Annotated in this window: 22 protein-coding genes; 9 read left to right on the top strand and 13 right to left on the bottom strand. The window is 60.3% G+C overall.

The features are described from left to right. Positions 1 to 214: 214 nt before the first annotated feature. Complete coding sequence (locus tag AC07VO_RS05520) at positions 215 to 1,018, bottom strand: response regulator transcription factor (protein ID WP_018928403.1); 804 nt, start codon at positions 1,016 to 1,018, stop codon at positions 215 to 217. Positions 1,019 to 1,127: 109 nt separating this feature from the next. Then, positions 1,128 to 1,598, bottom strand: coding sequence for a prepilin peptidase (locus AC07VO_RS05515; RefSeq protein WP_018928404.1), 471 nt, complete (start codon positions 1,596 to 1,598; stop codon positions 1,128 to 1,130). Between the two features lie 75 nt (positions 1,599 to 1,673). Here AC07VO_RS05515 and AC07VO_RS05510 point away from each other — a divergent pair, with 75 nt between their 5' ends. Continuing rightward, positions 1,674 to 2,114 (top strand): TadE/TadG family type IV pilus assembly protein, encoded by a 441-nt coding sequence (locus tag AC07VO_RS05510; protein WP_018928405.1) that lies wholly within the window; start codon positions 1,674 to 1,676, stop codon positions 2,112 to 2,114. Further along, positions 2,111 to 4,879, top strand: coding sequence for a PAS domain-containing sensor histidine kinase (locus tag AC07VO_RS05505; protein ID WP_086944035.1), 2,769 nt, complete (start codon positions 2,111 to 2,113; stop codon positions 4,877 to 4,879). The genes AC07VO_RS05510 and AC07VO_RS05505 overlap by 4 nt, the downstream gene beginning before the upstream one ends. Here the strand turns inward: AC07VO_RS05505 and AC07VO_RS05500 are convergent. From AC07VO_RS05500 to AC07VO_RS05480, 5 genes are all read right to left on the bottom strand, one after another. Further along, on the bottom strand, positions 4,849 to 6,831 hold the full coding sequence (locus AC07VO_RS05500) for a pilus assembly protein TadG-related protein (protein ID WP_086944036.1): 1,983 nt from the start codon (positions 6,829 to 6,831) through the stop codon (positions 4,849 to 4,851). The two genes, AC07VO_RS05505 and AC07VO_RS05500, sit on opposite strands and share 31 nt — an antisense overlap. Positions 6,832 to 7,084: 253 nt before the next feature. Continuing rightward, positions 7,085 to 7,642: a DUF4136 domain-containing protein gene (locus AC07VO_RS05495; RefSeq protein ID WP_495007487.1), complete on the bottom strand. Its 558-nt coding sequence runs from the start codon at positions 7,640 to 7,642 to the stop codon at positions 7,085 to 7,087. A 53-nt stretch (positions 7,643 to 7,695) separates the two neighbouring features. Further along, the gene (locus AC07VO_RS05490) at positions 7,696 to 8,325 is read right to left on the bottom strand and encodes a DUF4136 domain-containing protein (protein WP_086944037.1); all 630 of its coding nucleotides are present in this window, start codon (positions 8,323 to 8,325) and stop codon (positions 7,696 to 7,698) included. Positions 8,326 to 8,337: 12 nt separating this feature from the next. Next, on the bottom strand, positions 8,338 to 9,087 hold the full coding sequence (locus tag AC07VO_RS05485) for a methyltransferase domain-containing protein (protein WP_018928410.1): 750 nt from the start codon (positions 9,085 to 9,087) through the stop codon (positions 8,338 to 8,340). Continuing rightward, positions 9,087 to 9,389, bottom strand: a complete 303-nt coding sequence (locus AC07VO_RS05480; protein WP_007937232.1) for a MazG-like family protein — start codon at positions 9,387 to 9,389, stop codon at positions 9,087 to 9,089. The genes AC07VO_RS05485 and AC07VO_RS05480 overlap by 1 nt, the downstream gene beginning before the upstream one ends. 191 nt (positions 9,390 to 9,580) lie before the next feature. Between AC07VO_RS05480 and AC07VO_RS05475 the strand changes: the two genes are divergently transcribed. Further along, positions 9,581 to 9,874: a hypothetical protein gene (locus tag AC07VO_RS05475; RefSeq protein ID WP_018928411.1), complete on the top strand. Its 294-nt coding sequence runs from the start codon at positions 9,581 to 9,583 to the stop codon at positions 9,872 to 9,874. A gap of 85 nt (positions 9,875 to 9,959) precedes the next feature. Continuing rightward, entirely contained in the window at positions 9,960 to 11,300 is a 1,341-nt protein-coding gene (locus tag AC07VO_RS05470) for an MATE family efflux transporter (RefSeq protein WP_086944038.1), read from the top strand. Positions 11,301 to 11,323: 23 nt separating this feature from the next. Here the strand turns inward: AC07VO_RS05470 and AC07VO_RS05465 are convergent, their stop codons facing one another. The 6 genes from AC07VO_RS05465 to AC07VO_RS05440 all read right to left on the bottom strand — a co-directional run bounded on the left by AC07VO_RS05465 (position 11,324) and on the right by AC07VO_RS05440 (position 17,983). Beyond that, a complete protein-coding gene (locus tag AC07VO_RS05465) occupies positions 11,324 to 12,121 on the bottom strand; it encodes a DUF4123 domain-containing protein (RefSeq protein WP_086944039.1) in 798 nt (265 codons plus the stop codon). Then, the gene (locus tag AC07VO_RS05460; protein ID WP_086944040.1) at positions 12,118 to 13,440 is read right to left on the bottom strand and encodes a contractile injection system protein, VgrG/Pvc8 family; all 1,323 of its coding nucleotides are present in this window, start codon (positions 13,438 to 13,440) and stop codon (positions 12,118 to 12,120) included. The genes AC07VO_RS05465 and AC07VO_RS05460 overlap by 4 nt, the downstream gene beginning before the upstream one ends. 233 nt (positions 13,441 to 13,673) lie before the next feature. Further along, on the bottom strand, positions 13,674 to 15,587 hold the full coding sequence (gene speA / locus AC07VO_RS05455) for an arginine decarboxylase (RefSeq protein ID WP_018928415.1): 1,914 nt from the start codon (positions 15,585 to 15,587) through the stop codon (positions 13,674 to 13,676). Between the two features lie 220 nt (positions 15,588 to 15,807). Next, positions 15,808 to 16,179, bottom strand: coding sequence for a translation initiation factor Sui1 (locus AC07VO_RS05450; protein WP_007914613.1), 372 nt, complete (start codon positions 16,177 to 16,179; stop codon positions 15,808 to 15,810). Positions 16,180 to 16,354: 175 nt separating this feature from the next. Continuing rightward, positions 16,355 to 16,912, bottom strand: coding sequence for an NUDIX hydrolase (locus AC07VO_RS05445; RefSeq protein WP_018928416.1), 558 nt, complete (start codon positions 16,910 to 16,912; stop codon positions 16,355 to 16,357). Between the two features lie 3 nt (positions 16,913 to 16,915). Continuing rightward, the gene (locus tag AC07VO_RS05440) at positions 16,916 to 17,983 is read right to left on the bottom strand and encodes a DUF2333 family protein (protein ID WP_064616066.1); all 1,068 of its coding nucleotides are present in this window, start codon (positions 17,981 to 17,983) and stop codon (positions 16,916 to 16,918) included. 290 nt (positions 17,984 to 18,273) lie between these two features. On the opposite strand from AC07VO_RS05440, the gene gcbA reads away from it, so the two are divergent. The 5 genes from gcbA (at position 18,274) to AC07VO_RS05415 (ending at position 24,861) form a co-directional block, all read left to right on the top strand. Then, a complete protein-coding gene (gene gcbA / locus AC07VO_RS05435; protein ID WP_018928418.1) occupies positions 18,274 to 19,944 on the top strand; it encodes a diguanylate cyclase GcbA in 1,671 nt (556 codons plus the stop codon). Between the two features lie 51 nt (positions 19,945 to 19,995). Next, complete coding sequence (locus tag AC07VO_RS05430) at positions 19,996 to 21,942, top strand: methyl-accepting chemotaxis protein (protein WP_086944041.1); 1,947 nt, start codon at positions 19,996 to 19,998, stop codon at positions 21,940 to 21,942. 195 nt (positions 21,943 to 22,137) lie between these two features. After that, positions 22,138 to 22,476: a polymorphic toxin type 44 domain-containing protein gene (locus tag AC07VO_RS05425; RefSeq protein WP_086944042.1), complete on the top strand. Its 339-nt coding sequence runs from the start codon at positions 22,138 to 22,140 to the stop codon at positions 22,474 to 22,476. After that, entirely contained in the window at positions 22,454 to 22,918 is a 465-nt protein-coding gene (locus AC07VO_RS05420; protein WP_086944043.1) for a hypothetical protein, read from the top strand. The genes AC07VO_RS05425 and AC07VO_RS05420 overlap by 23 nt, the downstream gene beginning before the upstream one ends. A gap of 200 nt (positions 22,919 to 23,118) precedes the next feature. Beyond that, on the top strand, positions 23,119 to 24,861 hold the full coding sequence (locus tag AC07VO_RS05415) for a protein-disulfide reductase DsbD (RefSeq protein ID WP_018928420.1): 1,743 nt from the start codon (positions 23,119 to 23,121) through the stop codon (positions 24,859 to 24,861). Positions 24,862 to 24,907: the final 46 nt, after the last annotated feature.

The raw sequence follows: 24,907 nt of genomic DNA, 5'->3' as shown, positions 1-24,907 counted from the left end.
GGAATCGACCAGTGCCAGTTAAAAACTGTTACCTATGTGCTTGAACTGTTTTGTTACCTATGTGGGTGAGTCATACCGGCGAGACCTTTTGGTTACTTTTGGGGCGTTTGCCAAAAGTGACCCGCTGTAAGAGCGGAACCCTAAGCAGCCGTTACCGCAGAAATGGATATGTACCCGGTCAACAAGAACATGGTCGGCCCAAAGGCCGCCAAGATCAATGCGCAGAAACCCGCCGCCCCCCAGCATTCCCGGGCGACAACGCCAACGCCACCTGCGTACGATTATGCATATGCGTCAACCGCAACACCTGCGACACATAAAGCTTCACCGTGTTCTCGGTAATCCCCAACTCACAGGCAATCTGATAATTGGTCTGCCCCTTGCCCACCAACTGCGCCACCTCCAACTGACGCGGCGACAACTGATTGAACACCGCCGGCATCCCCACCACCCGCTCCGGTTCACCGACCACACCATCAACTGAACCTGACACAGGTTCCGGAGACGCCCCCCGACGAACCTTGTCCAGATCCTGATAAAGCTCATCGATCGATTCACAAAGATACTGCAGCTTCTGACTCAAATGCCCCAACTGCAGATTTCTCTGCCGCTCCTGCAAGGCCACCTCCTGACGCTGCAAACCTTCGAGCAACTCAGCCAGATCAATCGGCTTCTGATAGTAATCGGCGAACCCGATACGCAAAGCCTTGATCACATCCTGCTTGTTCGCATGCCCGGTGAGCATGATCGCCTCGAATGCCCGATGCTTGCCGGACAACCGCTGCAGCGCCTGGACAAGCTGGATGCCATCCATGTCAGGCATCTGCAAATCACACAGCACCAAGCCGATATTCACGTCTTCGCTGAAACGCTCGATCGCCTGATGGCCGGAGACACAAGGCACACAGCGATAACCATTGAGCTCGATGAACTCGCAAAGCTCTTCGACAATCAACGGCTCATCATCAACCACAAGAACTTTTACTGCCGAGGTAAGCTTGTTCACGTGCCACTCCATGCCAAGTCTGGCTTGGCTGCTCCTGCACCGACACCACAGGCTGTACAACAACAATTTTGAAAGTAGACGCACTTTCCAACTATGTACATAGAACAGGGGACGCCTGCGATTAATGCATCCAGGCCAGTGTGAGCAGCACACCCACCAACACGAACGGCGCAAAGGGCTGCTTTTTTGACGCGCCAGGCTCCAGGTAACGAAGACGCGCTCTAAGCCTCTGCCCCATATGCAGCCAGAGTCTTGGCGCCAGCAGCAGCCAGAGCACACTGGCCACCCCGGCGCCGATGAAACCGCCGAGCAGGTGCGTACCGTCCGTCGCAAGGCCCAGCGTCGCCATCAGCTTCACGTCGCCTGCCCCCATGCGTCGCACTGCATAACCGGGCAAGGTGAAGGCCAATGCCAACAACAAAGCCCAGCCGCCCTGCACCGCCTCGGCCCCCAGCCACGTAGTCCCTGTCCACAACAGATAGATAAGCGCCAGCACACCTGCACCGACGGTCAGGCCATTGGCGATGTGGCGTTCTCGGGCATCCTGTGCTGCGCAAAGCGTCAGCCAGATGAGTAGGACAAGGCTCTGCATCCGGTAAAAAACGTCCGTTTTGGCTGAATGATTCTATGCTGACACTACGCAGTAATTGTCAGGGTAGACGCACTCATGAAAACAGGCCTCCCCCGCAAGCAAAAAGGTGCCGTGGCGATTGAGTTTGCCTTGGTGTTCGTGATTTTTTTCGCCGTGTTTTATGGATTGGTCAGTTACAGCCTGCCGCTGTTGCTGATGCAATCGTTCAATAAATCCACGGCCGAAGCGGTGCGTCGCAGTGTGGCGCTGGACCCGAGCACCGCCAATTACGACACGGCGGTCAGAAACATCGCGACCACCGAACTGACCCGGCAGCTGGCCTGGATTCCCGCCGCGCTGAATTTCAACGTGGCCACCGACGCCAGCGCCACCTACACCGGCGGCGTGCTGACGGTCAGCATCAACTACCCCACCAGTAAACTGAATCAAGTGCTGCCGTTTCTGGTACTGCCGGGAATCGGTTCGGTGCCCAATCTGCCGCCGACCCTCACGGCCCAATCGAGCCTGCAGTTTTGAGCTCCGGGGACAAACTCTTCGGGCGTCTGCTCAATCGTCACCCGCCACAGACCCCGAACACGCCAGAGCCTGCGAGCGTGCAGCGTGTCGGCTTGCAGCTGCATCTGAATGATGAAGGTCGAGTGATTCAGCTGAGCGGTCCGTTGCGGCATCTGCTGGCGCAACAGATACCCGACGCGCAGTCACCGCACCTGCTCGATTACCTCATGCCCCATAGCGCCCTGTCGGTCGAAGGCAGGCCGGCCGAGTGGCAGGGACAAAACCTGGACCTGGACTTTTTTAGTCTCGCCGGGCAACCGCTGCACTTGCGCGGCTGGGTGCAGCCGTTGGGCGAAGGATGGTTATTGCAGTTGATCGACATCGGCGATCTGTTGCTCGAACGTCGACAAGCGCGCAGTCGTGAACAGTGCCAGTTGCTCGCGGCGCAGGTCAGCGAGCAGTTGCGCCTGTGCAGCCTGACGCGCCTGCCCGAGGTACTGGCCGAACAACTGCAAGGCCTGGCCCAGCGTTTTCAGATCCCGTGCATGGCCATGGCCTTGCTCGATGAACAGGCCGAGGGTTGGTTGATTCACCAGCAGCACGCGGCCTTCGATGCACCAAGGTTGTGGGAAACCCATCAACACCTGGGCACCGGCCTCGACAGTTTGAATGGCTCAGTCCCCCAACAGCTGACACCCAGCGAGCACCCACGCCTGCAAAGCATCTTCGGTAATGCCGAAGGGTTCGCGGTGCCCTATCGCAATGCCCAGGGCGTGGTCGCGTGGTTGCTCTGTGGTTTCTACCCGGTGCAAGAACGTGCCCCCGACTTGAGCGAGCGCGACTGGTTGCAACTCACCGCCGCCCTGGCCGGGCCGCTGTTGGAGCGCTTGCGCGAGCATCAGCACCACCTGCAACTGGAGCGGCTGGAATCTCTACAAGCCTTGCTCGGTACCGGTTGGTGGGAGGTCTTCAGCGACCATGCCGAAGTGCAATTGGCGCCGTCGCTCGCCAGTACGCTGAACCTTGCGAGCACTCGTTTTCCGCTGCACGACTGGCTCGAACAGATTCATCCCGCCGACCGTGAAGAGCTGACGATTCGCCTGCAATCCTTGCAAGACGAAGGCGCGCCGTTGCTGTTGTGCGTACGTCTGCATCGCCCCGACACGGCGCAAGCGCCGATCTGGTATCGACTGCAAGGCCAGGCGTTGGGCATCGGTAAAAACCGCCGGCTGGTGGGTTTCATGCTCGACATCAGCGACATCAAAAACCAACAGCAGAACGCCGCTGCCGCCCATGCCCGGCTGGACAACCTGATCGCCAGTTCACCGGCGGTGATCTACGTGCAGCGCTATGTCGAAGGGGCGCTGCAACCGACGTTTTTCAGTGACAGCCTGTTGCCGCTGCTCGGTTGGTCGCTCGCCGATTGCGCCGCAGGCTCGCTGGTGGAGCGGGTCCATCCTGAAGACCGCGACGGCTATTTCGAGCGTACCCGGCAACTGCTGCGCGAGGGTTCGGTGAGCGCCCGTTATCGACTGCGCGACAGTCACGGCGATTACCACTGGCTGCTCGACGAAGCCAAACTGCTGCGCGATGACCTCGGGTTGCCGGTGGAAGCCGTGGGCCTGTGGCTGGATGTCACCGAGGCGACCCTGGCCACCGAGAAAGTCAAACAGAGTGAAGAGCGCTACCGGATCCTGGTGGAAGACTCCCCGGCGATGATCTGCCGCTACCGCCCCGACCTGACGCTGACGTTCGGCAACCGGCCTCTGGCGACCTATCTGGAATGCCAGCCCGAGCAGCTGCCGGGGGTGAATCTGGGCAGCTGGATGTCGCCGGAGCAGCGCGAAGCGTTCCTCCAGCGCCTCAGTAGACTGAGCCCGGAGTTCCCGGTCAGCACTGCGGAGATCAACCTGCAACTGCCGGGACGGGAACATGCCTGGTGGGTCTGGTCGGATCGCGGCGTGTTCGACGACCAGGGTCGTTTGCTGGAAATTCAGGCCGTGGGCCGCGACAACACTGAGGTCAGGCGCGCCCAGCAGCAGCTTACCCAGAGCGCGAAAATGGCCACCCTCGGCGAAATGGCCACCGGGCTTGCCCATGAAATCAATCAGCCGCTGAACGTGATGCGCATGGCCATCGTCAATGTGCTCAAGCGTCTGAGCAATGGCGATGCGCAAATCGATTACCTGACTGACAAGCTCAATCGCATCGACGCACAAGTCCAGCGCGCCGCGAAGGTGGTGGATCACATGCGGGTGTTCGGCCGGCGTTCGGAGGTCGAGCAGCAGCCGTTCAATCCGGTTCAAGCCATCGAGGGCACGCTGGCGCTGCTGTCCGAAGGCTTGCGCGGCAAAGGCATTGAGCTGCGGGTCAGCGAGAGCGGTTTTGATGTGCAGGTGCGCGGTTACGTCGATCAGCTGGAACAGGTGCTGATCAACCTGATGGTCAATGCACGGGATGCGTTGCTGAGCAAACGCGAGGCCGACCCGGCGTTCAAACCGTGGATTTCGCTGTACGCCGAACGTGATGAGCATTCAGTGCGGCTGTGGGTCGAGGACAACGGCGGCGGCATCGACCCACGGTTGCTGGAGCGGATTTTCGAGCCATTCTTCACCACCAAACCGGTGGGCGTCGGTACTGGGCTCGGGTTGTCGGTGAGTTACGGCATCGTCGAGAACATGGGCGGACGGTTGAGCGTAAGAAACTCGGCCGAAGGCGCGCGTTTCTGCATTGAGTTGCCGATTGTCACGGGCGATCAGATCACCAGCGACGCGCGCCCTGAGTGACAACTGAGGTTGGCGCCGACGTCGACCTTGTTCAAGTCGACCCCAAGGCTTATCAGCACAGTGTTGATCAGACTATCGAGCAACGGGTTGAGCACGCCGTTGATTGCGCTGACCAGCAAACTGGTCACGCTGCTCAGGATCGCCCCCAGACCGCCGACGAGACTGCCTGACGGGCCATACATATCGACGTGAAGGTTGACCGGGGTGTTGAGCAAGTTGCTGACAATGCTGCTGGTGGAAAATGAATAGTAAAACGGCGGCTGGTTGATGTCCGGCAGGCTGTTGGCCGGTGGTGCGGAGTAGACATGGGGCATGTTGGTGTTCGCCGCCACACTGGTGTCGGCAACGACATCGATGCCACCACCGACGCCTGGCACACGCGGATCGCAGGTGATGGGCACGAACAACAACCTGCGACAGGTTTTGATCCCGATATCGATCAGTTTCAACGGCTGCACCGTGACCGTCGGTGGTGCGGTGTTGCTGCCGAACATACTGGCGGCATCGATCCGGCCGATTTTCAGGTTCACCAGCGATGCGCTGGTGTTGGTGGTCAGGGTTTTGTTGGTGTTGCTGATGCAGCTGTAAGCCGTGACGTAACTATCGGCACTGGCGACGTCCACCGCCACGTCGAGCCGTATCGGCCCCGGTAGCACGATGACGTCGGGCGTCTGACAGGGCACGCCGATGGCACAGGTCAGTGAATTGAGCACCGCCACCAGGTCGAGATTGAGCAAGGCGTTGAGGGTGTTGGTCAGCGGTCCTGCCAGATCCGCCGCGGCATTGACCAGCGCCGCGATGGCGTCCAGCGCCGGCAAGTCGATCGACAACAACGTGCGAAGCTGTGCGGTTCTCACGTAGATCCGATTGGGCCCCAGCGGATCCAGCGCGGCGTTTTTCGGATTGCCGATCGCGGAGAGTTGCGGCGGCTCCAACACCTGCACCCGAGCGGTGATTTGCGCCAGCCCTGCCAGATTGATCGGCACTGTCGCCACCACACCGTTTTTCTTGTTGGCCAGTTGCACGACGCCTTCGATCAGGTTGAACACACTCACAGTCGTCGCGAACGTTGAGACGTCGCTGCCGTTCTCGACGTGCAGCAGATTGCCCAACACCACAGTCGTGGAGCCAGCGGCCACCTTGAGAGCTTGCAGACCGACAATAGTCGCCGTCGCGCCGAGGGTGCCGCCGGGGTCCAGCACATTGACGGCGGTCTGGATCAATTGGCTGACGGCCACCGAAGCGCCCAATACCTGGTTATACCCGGCGGCGTTGAGGCCGAGGTCGACCTTCAGTCGATCAAGGTAACCCAGCAGGCTGATGTTGGTGTTCACCAACCCATCCCATCCTGCCACGGACACGTTCAGACTGCCGCCGAGCAAACCGCCGAACAGCGCATTGAGGGTGGCCGACTTGCTGCTATCGATGCTCAGCGCCGTGGTGCGCAGGGTCAGCGATGCCAGTGGTGGCGGCAGCCCCGCAACGGCGGTCGCCGTCAGGTTGAGGGTGGCCCCGGCCGGTGCACCGCCGAACAGGGCGCCAACGCCACCGGCGAAACTCTGCGGCACCGAATGACTGACGATCACCCGAATGGCTTCGCTGCTGCTTGGGTTAGCCACAAAAACCCGAAGACTGTTGGCGTCCAGGCTCAAGGTGCCACAGGCTACCGCCAGGCTGCGCGTGGGGTCAGGAAGGGTGAAGCCGTTGCGGTTTACGCTGGCGGTGGCATAGGCGGTAGCGCTGGCACCCACGGCGCAATCACCGTTGCGCGTGGCAGCCTCCAGTGCGGCCATGTCGGCTATCCGCTGCAAGCTGCGTTTTTCCAGGTACAAGCGGCCACTGTCGACCACGATCAGCAGGAACACCAGGGCCATGCCGATGGTCAGCACTGCCATCAAACCGATCGCTCCCCGTTGCCGGGCCGGGCTACGAAACTGCAAGCAGGGAGACATGGCGCACTCCTTTGCCGGCGCACCGCCGAGGGCTACCTCCATTGATGAAGAGCAGTGTAGACAAGGGTTTGCCGGATTGCTGGCAACTAGCCATCCCACCAACTTATTGTGGGCTTGTGTGACGACGAAGATCCTGTAGGAGCGAGGCTTGCCCGCGAAGAACGATAACGCGTAATGACTGAAAAACCGCGGTGTCTTCTTCGCGGGCAAGCCTCGCTCCTACAGGGGCTGTAGTGTTAGAGGGTTAAGCCATTTAGCGCGGTGGATAGTTAGCCAATATGCGCCCGACCGTCTGGCGTATCGTACTGCTGCGGTCCTCTGGCTTCGGTGTGCGGCTGAGGGTTTGCTCGTCGCTGCCACGCCACACCAGTTTGCCGTCCTTGCCATCGAGCAGGTCGATCTGGATGGTCGCCACCTTGTAGCTGACGTTGCGGGTTTCGTTGTACATCGGCCCGCCCCAATAGCCGTTCCATGGACCACCATAACTACCGCCATAGGAGGTGGTCACTTGTTGCTGGCGATCTTCAACGATCAGGTAGGTCTGCACCTTAAGGTCTGCCTTGGCGCCGGCGGCGGCCGGACGCAAGCCACGCTGATCCAGTTGATCGGCAACGGCCTGGCGGATGCGTTGCTCGGTCAGGTCACTCTTGATCCGTGGGTCGTCTGGACGGTACTGCACGGCGGGCTCTTTCCAGCTCCAGCTGCGATAGGCGGCAAAGTCGCGGCTGGCATCGAAGTCATGATTGACCTCGTTGGCGGCGCAGGCAGTGAGCAGCGCGGCGATGGCCAGTAAAACGAGACGGCGGAACATGATTTTTCTCCGATTGAAGACATGCACCTGCGGGAGGCTTCCTGAACAGGAAGCTAACTAGGAGGATACGCCGACATGGCCTTTTCGACAGCTTCGCGCAGGGCATCGGCACGTTCGCTCTGGTTGCCCTGACTGCTGGTTTCGGCACTGGCACTCCACACCGGTTGACCGGTGCTTGCGTCGAACAGATCGACCCGCACCACCACAACCTGTACCTGATAAGTACGGACGACCGGCACGCTGTTGTACATGCCGTAACCCGTGCCGTAGCGGTTGTAACCACCGCCGTAATACCCGCCGCCATAGCCGCCACCGTAACCAGAGCCGTCCTGCACCTGGCGCAAGCGGGTTTCCAGATGCAGGTCGGCGCTGACCAACAGGTCCGCCGGGCGGTTGTCGTGCAGTGGGCGCAAGCCGCGCTGGTCAAGGGCATTGCTGACGACTTCGGCCACCTGCTCCGAATCGGCCCAGGCCGTGCCCGCAGGCAGGCGCCCGTTGAGCCAGGCCCAGCTGCGGTAGCGACCGTAATCCCGTGGCGCCGCCGGGTAGGCGCTGCGGTCGAAAGTGCCGGCGGCCTGGGGCGGTGCCGGTGGCAAGGGATTGGACGTCGCGATGTAAGGGTTGCTGCCCTGACAGGCCGCCAACCCGAGACAGATCACCAGTAAACCTGAACGACTATTCATTGCGCACTCCGGTCAGATCGGCCGACAGATCCAGTGCAAGTAGCGCCCAAGCCCGGCGAAGCTTGGGTGACGGCGGTGAGCCAGTTCCATTTCGAGCAAGTCGAGCAGTTCGGCGCGGGCCTGGAATTCCACCGGCATGTAGTCATGAAAAACCCGCACTCCACTCTGGGTTTCGACCCGCCACAGCCCCTCAAGTTGCGCTGCCAGATCCCGTGGATCAAGCGGCTGTTGCGGCGTCAGGCTCTGCTTCTCGCCGGCCATGTCGTTCTTGCGCATCTTGCGGAAATGGCCCTTGAGCAGGTTGCGGTAGATCAGCGCATCGCGGTTATAGAACGCCAGGGACAACCAGCCATCCGGCTTCGTCAGCTGATGCAGCACTGGCAAAATCGCATGGGGTTCGGCCAGCCATTCCAGCACGGCGTGGCACAGCACCAGGTCGTAGGGTTCGGTGAGCTGACCGAGCAACTCCTGCCACGGCGCCTGAATGAATGTCGCGGTCTGCCCGGCTTCGGCAAAACGCTGGCGAGCGCCTTCAAGCATCGGCTCGGCGGGTTCGGCCAGGGTCACCTGGTGACCGCGCTGGGCCAGCCACAACGACATGTGGCCCAGGCCGGCACCGATGTCCAGTACACGCAACGGGCGGTCCGGCAGGGTTTCGGCCAGGTCGGCCTGCAGCACCGCGAGGCGGATCGCCCCTTTGGCGCCACCGTAGATTTTTTCAGCGAAGCGGGTCGCCAACTGATCGAAATGACGGTCGCTCATCAGCTGAACCGCCGTTCGCTGTCCGCGAGCTTGTTACGTACCACTTCATTCATGTCCAGTCCCAACTCGCTGCACAGCAGCAGTAAATACAGCACGATGTCGCCGATTTCCTGCCCGGCATGGGCCAGTTTGTCCGCCGGCAACTGGCGCGACTGGTCTTCGGTCAGCCACTGGAAGATTTCCACCAGCTCGGACATTTCCACGCTCGCGGCCATGGCCAGGTTTTTCGGGCTGTGAAATTGCCGCCAGTCATTGCGGTCACGAATGGCGTGCAGGCGTTCGGTCAGTTCAACAAGGTTCATCGGGCTCTCCTGAAGGCGTATAGCTTCAGGGGGATGACGGGTGAAGGCAAGTGGCAGCGTTGTGCCTGCGTACTTGCGCCATACTCAAAAAAATCGCAGCCTTCGGCAGCTTCCACGGGAACCCGGGAGCACGATCAATAGCCCAAGGCTCGGATCCGGCAACCACGCCACCACTCCATCAGGACGTACACATGCAGGTAGACAGCTTTTTCGAATGGCTCGGCCAGGCAATCGGTTCGGTCATCCGTTTTATCATCGACACCCTCAGTGGCCTGTTCAACCTGTTGAGCAACGCCGGCAGCAATTTTGTCGAAGGGCTGGCCCAGGCATTGGGCATGGAAACCTCGATCATCAGCATCATCACCTTGATCCTCGGGCTGATGCTGCTGTGGTCGGCGATCCGCGCCTTCATGAACGCGTCGATCATCATGGGGATTATCTGGTTGCTGCTGGGGTTGTGGTTACTGAGCTGGATCATTCACTAAGGCAGCCACACAGGCTCGCTTCCACAATGGATCGATGCGGATTCCGAGTTCGTCGCTACAATGCAGGCGCCCCCAAGGAGCCTGCATGTCCAACCTGATTGCCGACTGGCGCGACCGTCCGACCCATCGCCGCGTCTGGGCGCTCGCCGCCCCGATGATTCTCTCGAACATTTCCGTACCGCTGGTGGCGCTGGTCGACAGTACCGTCATCGGTCACCTGCCCTATGCTCATCAGCTCGGCGCCGTCGCGGTGGGCGCCAGTCTGTATACCTTTCTTGCCTGGGCCATGGGCTTTCTGCGCATGGGCTCCACCGGATTTGCCGCCCAGGCGGCCGGGCGTGGGGATGGCGCTGCGTTGCGGCAGATTTTGCTGCAAGGTCTGTTGTTGGCCATGGGCCTGGCCATTTTGTTGGGGGCGTTAGGTGTGCCGTTGAGCGGGGTCGCGTTGCACTTCATGCAACCGTCGGCAGAGCTGGATCAACTGACCCGCGAGTTTTTCCACACACGGCTGTTCGGCCTGCCGGCGGCGCTGGCCAGTTATGCGCTGGTCGGCTGGTTTCTCGGCACCCAGAATGCCCGGGCTCCGCTGGCGATTCTGCTGAGCACCAACCTGGTCAACATCGCACTCAACCTGTGGTTTGTGCTTGGCCTGGAGTGGGGAGTGGTCGGCGCGGCACGGGCCTCGGTGATCGCCGAGTGGACCGGCGCATTGATCGGCCTATTCATGACCCGCAAAGCCCTGCGCGCCTATCCCGGCCATATCGCCTGGGCCGCATTGGCGTTGTGGCAGAGCTGGCGCCCATTGTTGGCGGTCAACCGCGATATTTTCATCCGCAGCCTGGCGTTGCAGTCGGTGTTCTTCCTGATCACCGTGCAGGGTGCACGACTGGGCGATGCCACGGTCGCCGCCAATGCGCTGCTGCTCAACGGCCTGCTGCTGACCGCCCATGCGCTGGACGGTCTGGCCCACGCCGTGGAAGCCCTGTGCGGACACGCCATCGGTGCTCGCGACCGTGATGCCCTGCGCCGCTCACTGGTGGTGGCGTGCGGCTGGTCGTTGCTGGCAAGCCTGGGGTTTGCCTTGCTGTTTCTGTTCGCCGGGCACCTGTTCATCCAGATGCAGACCAACATCCAGAGCGTGCGCGACACCGCCTTCATCTACCTGCCGTACCTCGCCGCGCTGCCGCTGATTGCGGTCTGGAGTTACCTGCTCGACGGCCTGTTCATCGGCGCCACCCGCGCCCGGGAAATGCGCAACGGCATGCTGTTGACCGTGATCCTGCTACTGCCCTTCGCCTGGATACTGCAAGGCTTGGGCAACCATGGACTGTGGATAACCTTCCTGCTGTTCATGGTGCTGCGCAGCCTGACCCTTGGCACATTCGCCTGGTACTTGCGCAAGAACGACGGCTGGTTAAAAGGATGACGAGCGACATACCTTCAACCCGTTCAGGGTTGATCGTTCTGCCACAGGTTGCGCAGGCTATCGAGACGCTCCTGCTGGGTGGTTCCCGATAACGACTGCCCCGGCACGGCATCAGGGTGCTGCAAGCGCAGCCATAACCAGCCATCGAGCACCGGGCGCTCACTGAAACCCAGCGCCAGCCCTTCCTGCAGGTGAGCCCACAAGCTGTTGTAGTCGGTGCCGGTGGATCGGCTCCAGCGCCAGGCATGCTGCTCCAGCAGGCAGGTCTGCAAGCTGTCTCGCTGACGCGAGCTGAGGTTTTCTTCGATGGCCAGCGGCCTGACGGCAAGCCGTGGATTGAACAACTGTTGCCAGCCCAGACAGCCAATGGCCCGATCGGCCCAAGTGCCGCCGAACCAGCGTAACTGATCGATCGGACCGAGCCAGCGACTCAGCTCCTGCGCATCGCAGGCATCGAAAAAGTAACTCGCCGTTTGAGGGTTGTAGTAACTCAACAAGGCCCGGTGATGCAGGCTGAAGGTGACAGTGAGCATGCGGCGCAAATGCTCCAGCAGTTGTGATGAAGAGGCTTCACTGACCAGCAGCAACCCGCCCCATGTATGCGGCTCACTTGAGTACAGCTCGGCGAGTGCCGGGCATTCGCGAAGGTCGACCAACACTGGCCCGTGCTCACGCAACGGATGAAACTCGCTGCCTTCGAACAGCCAGAACCATCGGACATGAGCAAACTGTTGCCGCAACATCGCACCGGCCTGAGGCACGCCCGGCACATCGAGCAACAGCCATTGCGGGGTCGAGTCGGGCGCCTGAACGGCAATCATGCCGCACCGCTCTGGCCAAGCTGCGTCGCTGCCCGGCAAGTGCATAAGGATTGCGCGCAATGACTGAAACTGCCCCCACCTGGCAGCAAACACAGGAGTACCAAGGGTTCGCTGGATTGCAGCAAGCCCAATAAACCATCAACCGCGCGGCTGGCTTCAGTGGTCGAGGCGGATAGCAGCTCGACCATGCCCGGCTCTGCGCTGGACGGTGCTCCGGGAAGAAATCCGCTGATCAACGGTTGATCAGGATCACCTTCGATAAAGCTCACCAGCACTTGCGTGCCCTCACTCAAGGGCATGACACCCGCGCTTTCCAGCTCGCCAGACAACGGCAACCAACAGTGGCTGGGGGCTGCGCCTTCGCCCTGATATAGCCAGTCAAACTGCACGGCGACCGATCTGCCGGGATCGGGGCGAGATTCACCGACGTCGACTACCCATCCCCTTTGCAGGCTGTGCATCCTGGGTTTCACAACGGGATGAGCCGCGATGTAAGGCACCTCCTGCGCAACGACGCGCAGCTGGTTGCGATACAAAAAATCTGGCTGTTGTCCTCCCTGATGCTCGACATGGGTCACTAGCCAGAGACGATTCCAGTCCGCATACGGATGACCGGACAACGGCATCAGTTGACCGCTGCGCAGCGTTGGCAGGTTCGTCTGCCCCTCGGCAATCTGCCCGCAGCCATGAAGCTTGAACTGATGCACTCCCGGTCGCTCGCTCACATCCTCGAAGACCCTCTCTTCGCCACGGCGAAACTGCCCCGGACCGTCGCCCAAGACCAGACAATGCCCGCGTGTACGGTGCTCGAAGTAGTAATGAAGCCGCTCCTGGGCGCATAGACGCTGGAAAAACTGCAGGTCCGACTCCCGGTACTGCGTGCAGAAATCACGGGACGGGTAATCGCCGTTCAGGTCGAAACGACGATCCTTGCCGGCAATGCCGTGCTCCTTGAGAACCTGGGCGAGAATGTCCGGCACCGAGCGATCGCTGAAAATTCGCTGATTGAAGCGCTGGGCCAGGCAAGCAAGCCTGGGGCCCAGACGCACACGACAAAGCCTGGGCTCATTGCCATGGCCGGGTTGAACGAGGCCAAGCAACTGTCCGTGAATACCCTCCCCCTGCGGCCCGAAGTGTAAAAAGGCCGAGCGGTACAGCAGGCTTGCAAGGTCCAGTGTCGGGTCATCGTTCAGTAGATCCACGTCGAACGCAAAAGGCTCGCTGATCGCTTCACTACCGGTAAAGGTCAAGACCTCAAAGGGGTCGGCAAGACCCGCTATATCCAGACGAAATGACGGCTCGTTGACTGAATCGAACATCGGCGATTCTCTACAGGAGGGGCGGCCGGGGATTCTCGCTGAGAGACATGGCCGAGTAGAGTGCCGAAGTACAACTTAGGAAATGACCTACGCGAAAAGAAGACCACATCGCTTGGATTGCTCGGTATGTGGGCTATTTCGCGTGACAAAAGAGAAGCCCCGCACCAGGTCATCTGAAATTTCCGCAACCTACGGAGAAATTTCAGACAACCTGATGGGCGCGGTGCCCTACCTCAAGAAGACAGGTAAGACGAACGGGTCAGGCCCAGACGCAAGGCATCAAGGAACTGGGTGCGCTCGCTGGCGCTGATGCGGGCACTGGCGCACTTGTCGCGGTAGTGAGTCATCAGCTCTTCCGGCGACAAGTGCACGTAACGCAGCATGTCTTCGATGGTGTCGTGGGTTTCGATACCTGCGTGGTACACGCTGCCGTCAGCATTCTGATAGATGTTCACCGAGTCGGTGTCACCGAACAGGTTGTGCATGTCGCCAAGAATTTCCTGGTAGGCACCGACCAGGAAGATCCCCAGCAGGTAGTCTTCACCCTCGTTCAGACCGTGCACCGGCAGGCTGGTCTCGATGCTCTGCTCGTCGACGTACTGCTTGATCTTGCCGTCGGAGTCGCAGGTCAAGTCTTGCAGCACTGCACGGCGCAGCGGCTCTTCGTCGAGACGGTGCAGCGGCAGGATCGGCAGGACCTGGCCGATGGCCCAGGTGTCCGGCAGGCTCTGGAATACCGAGAAGTTGCAGATGTACTTGTCGGCCAGCTTGTCGTTGAGTTCGTCGAGCACCTGACGGTGGGAACGCTGACGGGCCTTCAACGAGTTGTGCAGGCGGCGGCAAACGGCGAAGTAGCATTGCTCGGCCAGGGCTTTTTGCGCCAGGGTCAGCTTGCCATCGGCGTATTGGGTGGCCACGTCACTCATGTAGTGCGTGGCGCGCCAGTAGGTCTCGGTGACCATTTCGATGTCGGTCGGGCCGAGCAGGTCAACCAGCCACTGCACGGTTTCCGGCAGTTCTTCCTTGTTGTCGATCTTCGGCACGTCGTCGTTGTGTTTCTCGACGTCGGTCACCTGCACCACCAGCATCGCGTGGTGGGCGGTCAGGGAGCGGCCGCTTTCAGAGAAGATGTTCGGGTGCGGCAGGCTCTGCGCGTCGCAGAATTCCTTAAGCATCCCGACCACGACACCGGCGTAATCGTCCATGTCGTAGTTGATCGAACTGGCGTTACGCGAGTGAGTACCGTCGTAGTCCACGCCCAAACCGCCGCCGACGTCGATGTGATCGACCGGCAGGCCAAGGTTGCGCAGTTCGCCGTAGTAACGAATCGCTTCCTTGAAGCCGTGCTGGTAGTCCGCCAGGTTGGCGATCTGCGAACCCATGTGGAAGTGCAGCAGGCGAATGCCCTGGTCCAGGCCAGCGGCACGGAAACGCTCGACCACCGACAGCAGTTGCGCCGCCGACAGGCCGAACTTGGATTTTTCGCCACCGGTGTCTGCCCACTTGCTCGACGCCAGGGACGACAGACGCACACGCAGGCCGACCTGAGGCTTGACCTTGAGCGACGCCGCTTCTTCGATCACCAGACCGACTTCGGATTCTTTCTCGATCACGATGAACACGTTGTGGCCCAGCTTCTGGCCCATCAGCGCCAGACGGATGAACTCACGGTCCTTGTAACCGTTGCAGACAATGGTGCCGCCCTTCGGCGCCAGCGCCAGTACCGCCAGCAGCTCAGGCTTGGAGCCGGCTTCCAGACCGATCGATACGTTCTGGGTGGCGATGATGTTCTCGATCACCGCTTCCTGCTGGTTGACCTTGATCGGGTACAGCGCGGTGTACTTGCTCTGGTATTCCAGGCGCTCGATGTTGGCGTCGAACGCACCGGTCAGCTGACGCACGCGGTCTTGCAGGATGTCTGGGAAACGCACCAGCAGCGGCAAGGACAAACCGCTTTTGCGCAGTTGGTCGACTTGCTCGAACAGGTCGATAGGCGAACTGGTCGGGCCGTTCGGACGAACTTCGACGCGACCGGCGTCATTGATCGCGAAATACCCGGCCCCCCAATGGCGAATCCCGTAAACACTGCGGCTGTCCGCTACTGTCCATTGGCTGCCATCGTCTTTGCGTGTGCGTCTTACGGACATCGAAGTCCCCTATAAAGAAGTCATAGAGCGTCGCCTTGAGTTCAGGCCGGCGCAGTCTAAAGAATGAAAATGACGTTTCGTCAACGAGGGGGTAGACCTCGCTGACCGCAGTGAGTTTAGAAACCGGTCATGAACAGGCTCTGTGAAAACCATGGAGACGACGCCAGACCAGAATGAAATCAGGACTGGATCAAGCCGCGGGTGGTTTTCACAGAGGCTGCTAGCCGCCGGACTTCTTCGCTTTGAAACCGTGTTTGATCAGCTCAGCCAAGAGTAGCTCGACATGATCGCCCTGGATTTCGATGATCCCGTCTTTCAACGCCCCACCGGTCCCACAACGTTTCTTCAACGTGGTGGCCAGTTCCTTGAGCGCGTCTTCGGCCAGCGGCACGCCGGTGATGGTCGTCACCGTCTTGCCGCCACGGCCCTTGCTTTCGCGTCGCACGCGAGCGATGCCGTCGCCGGCCGGGATAACGGTTTGTTTGCAGATGCAGGCATCCACCGGTTTACTGCATTCCGGGCAATGACGACCTGCGTCGGTGGAAAATACCAGGCCACCAAGGGCGGCGAAGGATGCGGCTTTTTTGGCCACCGGCAATCCTCTTGGGAGGACAAAGACTGATCGCAACCTTGGGCAAGGTTATCGACCGCGAAGCCCCACTCAGGCAGGGGCAGCGCTACTGAGCCGGGCACTGCCGGTTCAGCTTGAAAAGGTCGCGCAGTGTAACGGCAAAAAGCCGACTTGCTAAGAGCCAATCGGCGCCAATTTACAGCTCTTTTGCGACGTCATCCCCTTGGGCGCGAAGATAGCGCTTCAGGGCTGCCAAAGAGTCCGGGCAGTACGGCTTTTGCTGGATTTCCAGCAGGACCTGATCGATCGGGATAAAGCGCGCTTCCAGCACCTCTTCCGGCTGCAGGATCAATGGGCCGTCCCACACCGCCGAAAACGCCGAACACCAGAGCCGGTTGCCGGTGTCCTCGAAGAAAAAGTGATCGTGGGCGGTCAGTTCCACACCGCTCACCCCCAGCTCTTCTTCCAGCTCACGGGCCGCCGATTCGGCGTAGGTCTCGGTGGCCAGCACCATGCCGCCGGCCGCCACGTCCCAATAACCGGGATAAATCGCCTTGCTCAGGGTGCGCCGGTGAACGCACAGCTCACCGGCAGAATTGAACAGCATGATGTAGGTGCCGCGCCCGATCAGCCCACGCTCACGCAGGTCGGAGCGCACCAGGGCGCCGAGCAGGTTGTCCCGCTCGTCGACCCAGGCGATCTGTTCGGCATCGGAGGCCGCGCGGTGGGCGGCCTCTTTAGCGCTATCTACCATGACTCAGCCCTGATTGAGCAGTTGACGCAAGTCGATCACCGCGGCGTTGGCCCGGGAGATGTAATTGGCCATGACCAGCGAGTGGTTGGCCAGCACACCGAAGCCGCTGCCGTTGAGGATCATCGGGCTCCAGACCGGCTCTTGCGAAGCCTCCAGCTCACGGATGATCTGGCGCACGCTGACCGTAGCGTTTTTCTTCGCCAGCACATCGGCGAAGTCGACTTCGATGGCGCGCAGCAGATGGGACAATGCCCAGGCCTGACCACGGGCTTCGTAGAACACGTTATCGATCTGCATCCACGGGGTTTCAACGACTTCTTCGTCAACCTGCGGCACCTGGCCGAGCGCCGGGATTTCGGTTTTCAGCGCAGTGTTGAGCTTGACCCGACCAACGCTGGCCGACAGCCGTTGCGACAGCGAGCCCAGACGGGTCCCTACATCACCCAGCCAGTTGTTCAGGTTGTCGGCGCGGGCGTAGAACAGCGCGCTCTTCTGGTCAGGCCCCGACAGGCGTGCCTGATAGCGGCTCAGGGAGTTGATGCCTTCCTGATACTCGGACTCACTGGATGGCAACACCCAGCTCTTGTTGTCGAAGTTGAAGCGCGGCTCGGCCTTGGCCAAATCGGCGTCTTCGGCGGACTGCGACTGGGAACGGGCGAAGTCTTTACGCAGCGCACGGCTCAGGTCGCGGACCTGGACCAGCACGCCATATTCCCAGCTCGGCATGTTGTCCATCCACAGGCCCGGCGGGAAACGGTCGTTGGAAATATAGCCACCCGGTTTGGTCAGCAAGGTACCGGCGACGGTCTTGAGGGTTTCCACCGTGGTGTACCCGACCACCATCTGCTTACCTTCTTTCTCAGCTGCCATCTGGGCATTCTGCTGAACCGGGAACAGCGCGGGTTCCTGGCTCCAGTACCAGCCCAGCGCGATAGCCACCAACAAGTAAAGGCAAATCAGAGTGGCCAGCGCCCGGCTGAACAACAGGCCACCAAAATAACTGCGGGTGGCCGATTTCGGTTCAGCGGCACGCTCAGGCGCGCTGCCCGTGCGGTTCTTCCAGTCCAGCATGGCGATATCCTTTCAATCACTTGAGTTCATCGGTTCGACTACAACCCTACGCCATCGTGCCTTATTTGCCGCGCATTAAATCCTGCGGGACACAGCGAGCCATACAATGACTGCAATCGAAGCCATCACTATAAATGAAGCACAGCCTTGAGCCTATGCGACCAGTCGGTCGGGAACTGAATGATGTCGCTTTGCAGATTATTGACGCAGGACACTCATGCAATTGAAAAGAGATGCTAGCATAGAGCCACCAGTCGATCTCAGCATGCACCCTAACTAGTAGTCAGGATATGACCGAGCCAGAAGACCCCAGCCGTGAGCGCCTCAAGCACCACTTTGCCCAGCGGGTAATTCATCAGGCACGTCAGATTCTTGAGATATGGCAACGTCTGCAACGCAATGAATGGTCCATCACCGACCTGTCGGAGCTGAGCGAGGCCAATCTGCGCCTGCTGCGCTTTGCCGAACGTTTCGAACAACCGGAACACACCCTGCTGGCCCGTCATATCGGCCAGTCGCTGGAGGCCGTCGACGCCAATCGCGGACGCCTGAGCAGCGGATTGATCACTGACCTCAACCGCCTGATGCAGCGCTTGTCCCGCACCGGCCTGCGCCATGGCGATCAGCTCGAACACACCTTCCTGCCGCCGCTGCGCAAACCGATCTACGTGATGCTGCAGGATCACGACCGGGCCGAACGGCTGGCCAAGCAACTTGAATTCTTCGGGCTCAGCGCCCAAGCCCTCGACAGCGTCGCCGCGTTCCGCGCCTCGATGGTCGAGCGCTTACCGGCGGCGATTGTCATGGACGTCGACTTCAGCGGCGCCGGCATCGGCCTGAAACTGGCGGCCGAAGCCCAGCAAGGCTTGGAGCAGCCCTTGCCGCTGTTGTTTTTCAGCCTGCACGAAACCGACACCCCGACCCGCCTCGCCGCCGTGCGCGCCGGCGGCCAGGAGTTTCTCACCGGCACCCTCGAAGCCTCGAGCCTGCTGGAAAAGATCGAAGTGCTGACCTGCGTCGCCCAGTACGAACCTTATAAAGTGCTGATCATCGACGACTCCCGCGCACAGGCCTTGCACACCGAACGCCTGCTCAACAGCGCCGGGATCGTCACGCGGACCTTGATCGAACCGATCCAGGCCATGGCCGAGCTGGCGGATTTCCAGCCGGACCTGATCATCCTCGACATGTACATGCCGGCCTGCACCGGTACGGAACTGGCCAAGGTGATCCGCCATAACGACCGCTATGTCAGCGTGCCGATCATTTATCTGTCGGCCGAAGACGATCTGGACAAGCAGCTCGACGCCATGAGTGAGGGCGGCGACGACTTCCTGACCAAACCGATCAAGCCGCGCCACCTGATCACCACCGTGCGCAACCGCGCGGCGCGGGCGCGCAATCTGAAAGCGCGGATGGTGCGCGACAGCCTGACTGGCTTGTACAACCACACCCATATCCTGCAGCTGCTCGAAGACTGTTCATTCCGTGCCCGTCGCGAAAACAAGCCGCTGAGCTTTGCGATGCTCGACATCGACCACTTCAAACGGGTCAACGACAGCCACGGCCATCCCATGGGCGACCGGGTGATCAAGAGCCTGGCGCTGTTCCTCAAGCAACGGTTGCGCAAGAGCGACTTCATCGGCCGTTACGGCGGTGAAGAGTTCGCCATCGTCATGCCGGACACCGATATTGAATCGGCCTACAAGGTGCTCGATGAAATCCGTCAGCGCTTTGCCGAAATTCACTACCCCGCGCAGCCCCAGGACCTCTGGTGCACCTTCAGTGCCGGCGTCGTCGAACTGCACGAAGGCTCCGACAGCCTGATGATGGCCACACAGGCAGACGAGGCGCTGTACCGCGCCAAGGACGCCGGACGCAACCGCGTGCAAGCCGCGCGGGAGTCAAAGCAAAGTGCCACTTTTTCATCGGAATCGACCGATTCGGTCATAACGCTGTAACAGAAACGCAATAACTTCAGGCACTTACCATTCTGCCGTTGGTAGTCCGCAATGCGCCTGAAGCTGTTGACCAATCTCAATACCCTCCTTCTGGTCGCCGTGTGCGTGGCCCTCGGCGCGACCCTCTGGTGGTCGCAAAAAGCCCTGGAACGCCCCTATCTGTTGATGGAGCGTTACCTGGGCCTGTCCCAGCAGTTTCAAAATGAAGTGGCGCGCAACGTCGAGGATTACCTGGCCAGCGGCGATGCCCTGCGCCTGAGCAGCGCCAGCCAGACCATCGACAACCTGCAAAAGGAGCTCGGCGAATTACCTCCGCCCCTGGCCGATACCTTGCACCCCAGCCTGTCGAGCCTGGAAGAGTTCAGCAAGACGGACCTGCTGGCTGCCGGCAAACTCGCCGGCGATCCACAAGCCCTGCTGTTGCAAGCTGAACGCGAGCTCGGTGCCAGCCTCGATCAGCTCAGCCAGTACGCCAACGGCAACGCGGCGTACCTGACGCCTTTGCTCGCAGCTTCCCAGCATCTGGGCAAGTTGTCTTTGGCCCGGGACAAACTGGTCAGCAGCGGGCGCAGTGAACTGGCCGCCGATGTCGAGCGCGAAGTCGCCAGCATCCGCGTTCAGGCTGAACAATTGAACAGCTTGCCGCTGCTGGGGGTGACTGCCAGCAGTGAATCGAACACCGATGACTTCTCCGCCATGATGGGCCTGGAGAACACCGAGAAAGCCGTCGCCGAAGACGCCGGCGTCAGCCTCAAGCGCGAACTCAACAGCCTGCTCACCCGCTACCCGACTGAACTGGCACGTACGCGCGAACAGATCCAGAAACGCGCCGACCTCGGCGCCGCGACTCACTTGAAAATCACCGCCGTGCAGCAGGCCATCGCCGGGCTGGAACCGGTAGTGCGCGCCCAGCACGGGCAAATCCAGGGCGAAGTGCGGCTGATGCAGGGCGTGATGATCGGGCTGATTCTGCTGATCGCCTTGCTCATCGATACCTTGCAGCGACGCCTGGCCCGAACCCTGACCAATCTGGCACCAGCCCTTTCGATCTGGGCCGAGGGCGACTTCAGTCGCGACATTCAACTGGGTGCGACCAACCGCGAACTGCATGACATTCAAGCTTCGCTCAATCGCTTGCGTGCCTATCTGGTCGACCTGGTGGGGACCATTCGCCTCAATGCCGAGCAAGTCGCCGGCAGCAGCCGGACGCTGGCCGAATTGAGCAATGACCTGCACAGCGGCGCCGAGCATCAGGCCGGCGACACCGCGCTGATCCGCGACTCTCTCGGTGAACTCGAAGCAACGATTCAACAAGTCGCCGGTGATGCCAGCCAGGCCGCGGACGCCAGTCGTCATGCAGGGCTGGCGGTGGAGCATGGTCAGAAGGTCATCGGCCTGAGCCTCACCGGGCTGCATGCGCTGGTGGGTGAAGTGCAAGGCAACGCGCAGATGATCGAACATCTGGCCGAAGAGTCGGCGACTATCGGCGGCGTGCTGACGGTGATTCGCTCGATTGCCGACCAGACCAACCTGCTGGCGCTGAATGCCGCCATCGAGGCGGCCCGCGCCGGGGAGATGGGCCGGGGATTTGCGGTGGTGGCCGAAGAGGTTCGTTCACTGGCGCAGCGCACCGCCGGTGCCACCGCCGAGATTCAGACACTGATCGCCGGCCTGCAAACCGCCGCGCGACAATCGGTCGAAGGCATGCGCGCCCAGGTCGAACACGCCGAAGCCACGGCCAACCAGGCCCAGGCCGCCGACGGTGCGCTGGATAAAATCGTCGGAGCGATCCAGACCATTTCCGACACCGCCGTGCGCATCGCCGATGTCACTGCCCAGCAGAGCGGCGCTGTCAGCGAAATCCGTGATCACAGTGAGCGGATTCATCAATTGGGTGGGGATAACTTGCTGAGGATTGGTGAAGGGCGCAGCCAAGGCGAACATTTACTGACATTGGGTGGGCAGTTGCATACAGCGGTGCAGGCATTTCGGGTTTAAGGGCTCGGGCCTGAACGCTACCAACGAGCAAGATTATCGACACCTGAGTTTTTGTATGAAAACTCCTGCTTATCTATACGGTGCTTTTAGTCATCGTTTTGATGCTAGAGTTTAGCGCTTCAATCAATCGAGCGTGCACAGGAGTGCCCCGTGATAGTTCCAACGTCGCCCCCAGGCGTATCTGTGGAGGAAAACATGGCCATTGCCTTCCACAAGAAAAAAGTTTTGAAAGAGGGATCCGCATTCATTTACTCCTGGTTCTATAGCCAAGTCAGAAATCGCGGCCCTTGGGACTACAAAAAGCTATCCCCTGACTATGAAGCCTTTGGCAATTTCAATTACGGCGCGACCGGGATTGCTGCGGGGTTTTCCGAGAATGTTCTGTTACGTGCCGCCGGCCTTGCCCAGACACAGGCAAAAACGACAAAAGTAGAATTTGGAAGCTGGTGGAGCGAGGCTCCTTTTGGCGATGATCCTGCGGATCAGGAATGGATCAAGAAGGGAGTCAGGTATGCCCGTTTCAGGAACTACTAAAAACACTGCATACACAATCGTCGCCTCCTCCCTGCTAGCTGTATGCTTGGCTTACATCGGCTGGACATGGCTCATGTCTTCCGGCAACCCGGTGCTGACCGATGTAGTACTCAAACTGCCCCTTGGCGAAAACGGCTTCATCTACGGCGTCAAGGATGATCGAGGCGGAGCAACAGTACCGTTCAGCTATCGATACTATGTCTATCGCGAACTGACATCCAACGAGCAAATAGCGTCTGAACTCAAGACCGCTGGTCCGTTTTTAGTCACCCGAGATCCAGCCATAAAGGTCGATATCCAAGGTTCAACTATCAATGTATCGACCAACCAGGAAGTCTACGAGTATCACAGCAGCACGCTGTTTCGACATACCAACAGTAACCACTACACCCCTGTAACAATCAACTTGTGTAAACACTCCAGCGATCAACCAACAAAGTAAGCCCGAAGCCTGACTGAAACACCTCCCTGCAGGAGCTGCCGAAGGCTGCGATCATTTGATGTTGATCCTGGCGGTGGATCGAGCGTTGAAGATCAAAGTCAAAATATCGCAGCCTTTGGCAGCGCCTACGGGAGATCGGCGTAGTCGCATACATTGCACACTCAGCTATCATGCCCGCACCTCCAATACGCGAGATTGTCATGCGCCGTTTGCTCTGCCTGCTGTTTTTAGTGCTCGCCCTCCCGGCCTCCGCCGCCGGGTTGCTGGACAGTCGCCCCAGTTCCACCCTGGGTTCGATCAACAACAGCGCCGACTTTCTGCCGGTACGCGAAGCCTTTCAGTTGAGCCTGGTAGAAAGTACGCCGCAATCGATCAAGCTGCGTTTCGTCGCCACCGAGGGTTACTACCTCTACCGCCATCGCTTCCAGTTTCGCGCAGATCCGGCCGACGTTGGCCTCGGTGCGGCTCAACTGCCCAAGGGCGAACAAAAGCACGATGAATACTTCGGCGATGTCGAGGTTTACCACGGCATTCTCGATGTAGAACTGCCGCGCACCGATTCCCGCGCCTTTACGCTGGCCGTGACCTATCAGGGCTGCGCCGACAAAGGCCTGTGCTACCCGCCCGAGACCGAGCGCCTGAGTATTGATGGCAGCGGTGCCACGACCACAGCCTGGGGCTGGCGCGAACTGGCGCTGTTCTTCCTCGCAGGCCTCGGCCTGACCTTCACCCCCTGTGTGCTGCCGATGCTGCCGATCCTCTCCGGGGTAGTCCTGCGCGGGCAGATTGGCGGTTTACGTGGCTTCAACCTGTCGCTGGCTTATGTGCTGCCGATGGCCATCTGCTTCGCCCTGTTGGGTGCATTGATGGGCATGTTCGGCGCACAGCTTAATCTTCAGGCGCGCTTGCAATCGGCCTGGGTGCTGGTGCCGTTCGCGATGTTTTTCGCAGTGTTTGCCTTGGCGATGTTCGGGGTGTTCGAACTGAAACTTCCCTACGCCATCAGCAGCCGCCTGGACCGGATCGCCGGGCGCACCGAAGGTGGCTCACTGTGGGGCGCGGCGGTGCTGGGCGTGGTGTCGAGCCTGCTGGTTTCGCCCTGCGTCTCGGCTCCCCTGGCCGGTGCGCTGCTGTACATCAGCGCCAGCGGCGATGCCTTGGGCGGCGGATTGAAACTGTTCATGCTTGGCCTGGGCATGGGCGCACCGCTGTTGCTGGTGGCGACTGGCGGCGCGGCCTGGTTGCCGAAAAGCGGGCCGTGGCTGATCTACGTGAAAAACGCGATTGGTGTGCTCTTGCTGGGGCTGGCGATCGGTTTGCTCAGCCGAGTATTGCCAGGCCAGATCACTTTACTGTTGATCGGCTTGCTCGCCGGTGGCGTCGGTTTGTTCATGGGCGCGCTGGAGTTTGTCTATAAGCCGCCGAGAAAACGCCTGGGGCAATTGCTGGGGATGTTTCTGCTGTTTTATGCACTGGCCTGTTGGTACGGCGCGTTCAGCGGTCAGTCCGATCCATTCAACCCCATTGGCCAGCCGCGCCTCGTCGCCAGCAACGAGCAGCAAGCGCCAATCGCCAGCACCTGGCAAACCATCAGCACTCCAGCCGAACTGGATCGCGTCCTCGCCGAAGCCAAATCCTCCGGCACGCCGCTGCTGCTCGACTGGTACGCCGACTGGTGCATCAGTTGCAAAGTCATCGAACACGAAGTGCTCAACGATGCCAACGTCGTCGAACGTCTCAAAGGCTATCGACTGATCCGTTTCGACATCACCGCCAGCAACACCGAACAGCGCGCCCTGCTCGACCGCTACAAGCTGTTCGGCCCTCCGGCGCTGATGTTTTTCGGCAGGGACGGCGTCGAACGCACCGATGTGCGAGTGATCGGCGAGATAAACGCCACGGACTTCGCCGAACGTGTTGCGAAAGCAAATGACCGGATTTAATCACCCGGTCACATATTTCGCGCAAACATCGGCCATCGTGCTGCCT

The sequence above is a fragment of the Pseudomonas sp. GW821-FHT03E01 genome, from assembly GCF_059420765.1.
Note: the sequence above shows the minus strand (reverse complement) of the source record. Positions and strands in the feature narration are given on the sequence as shown.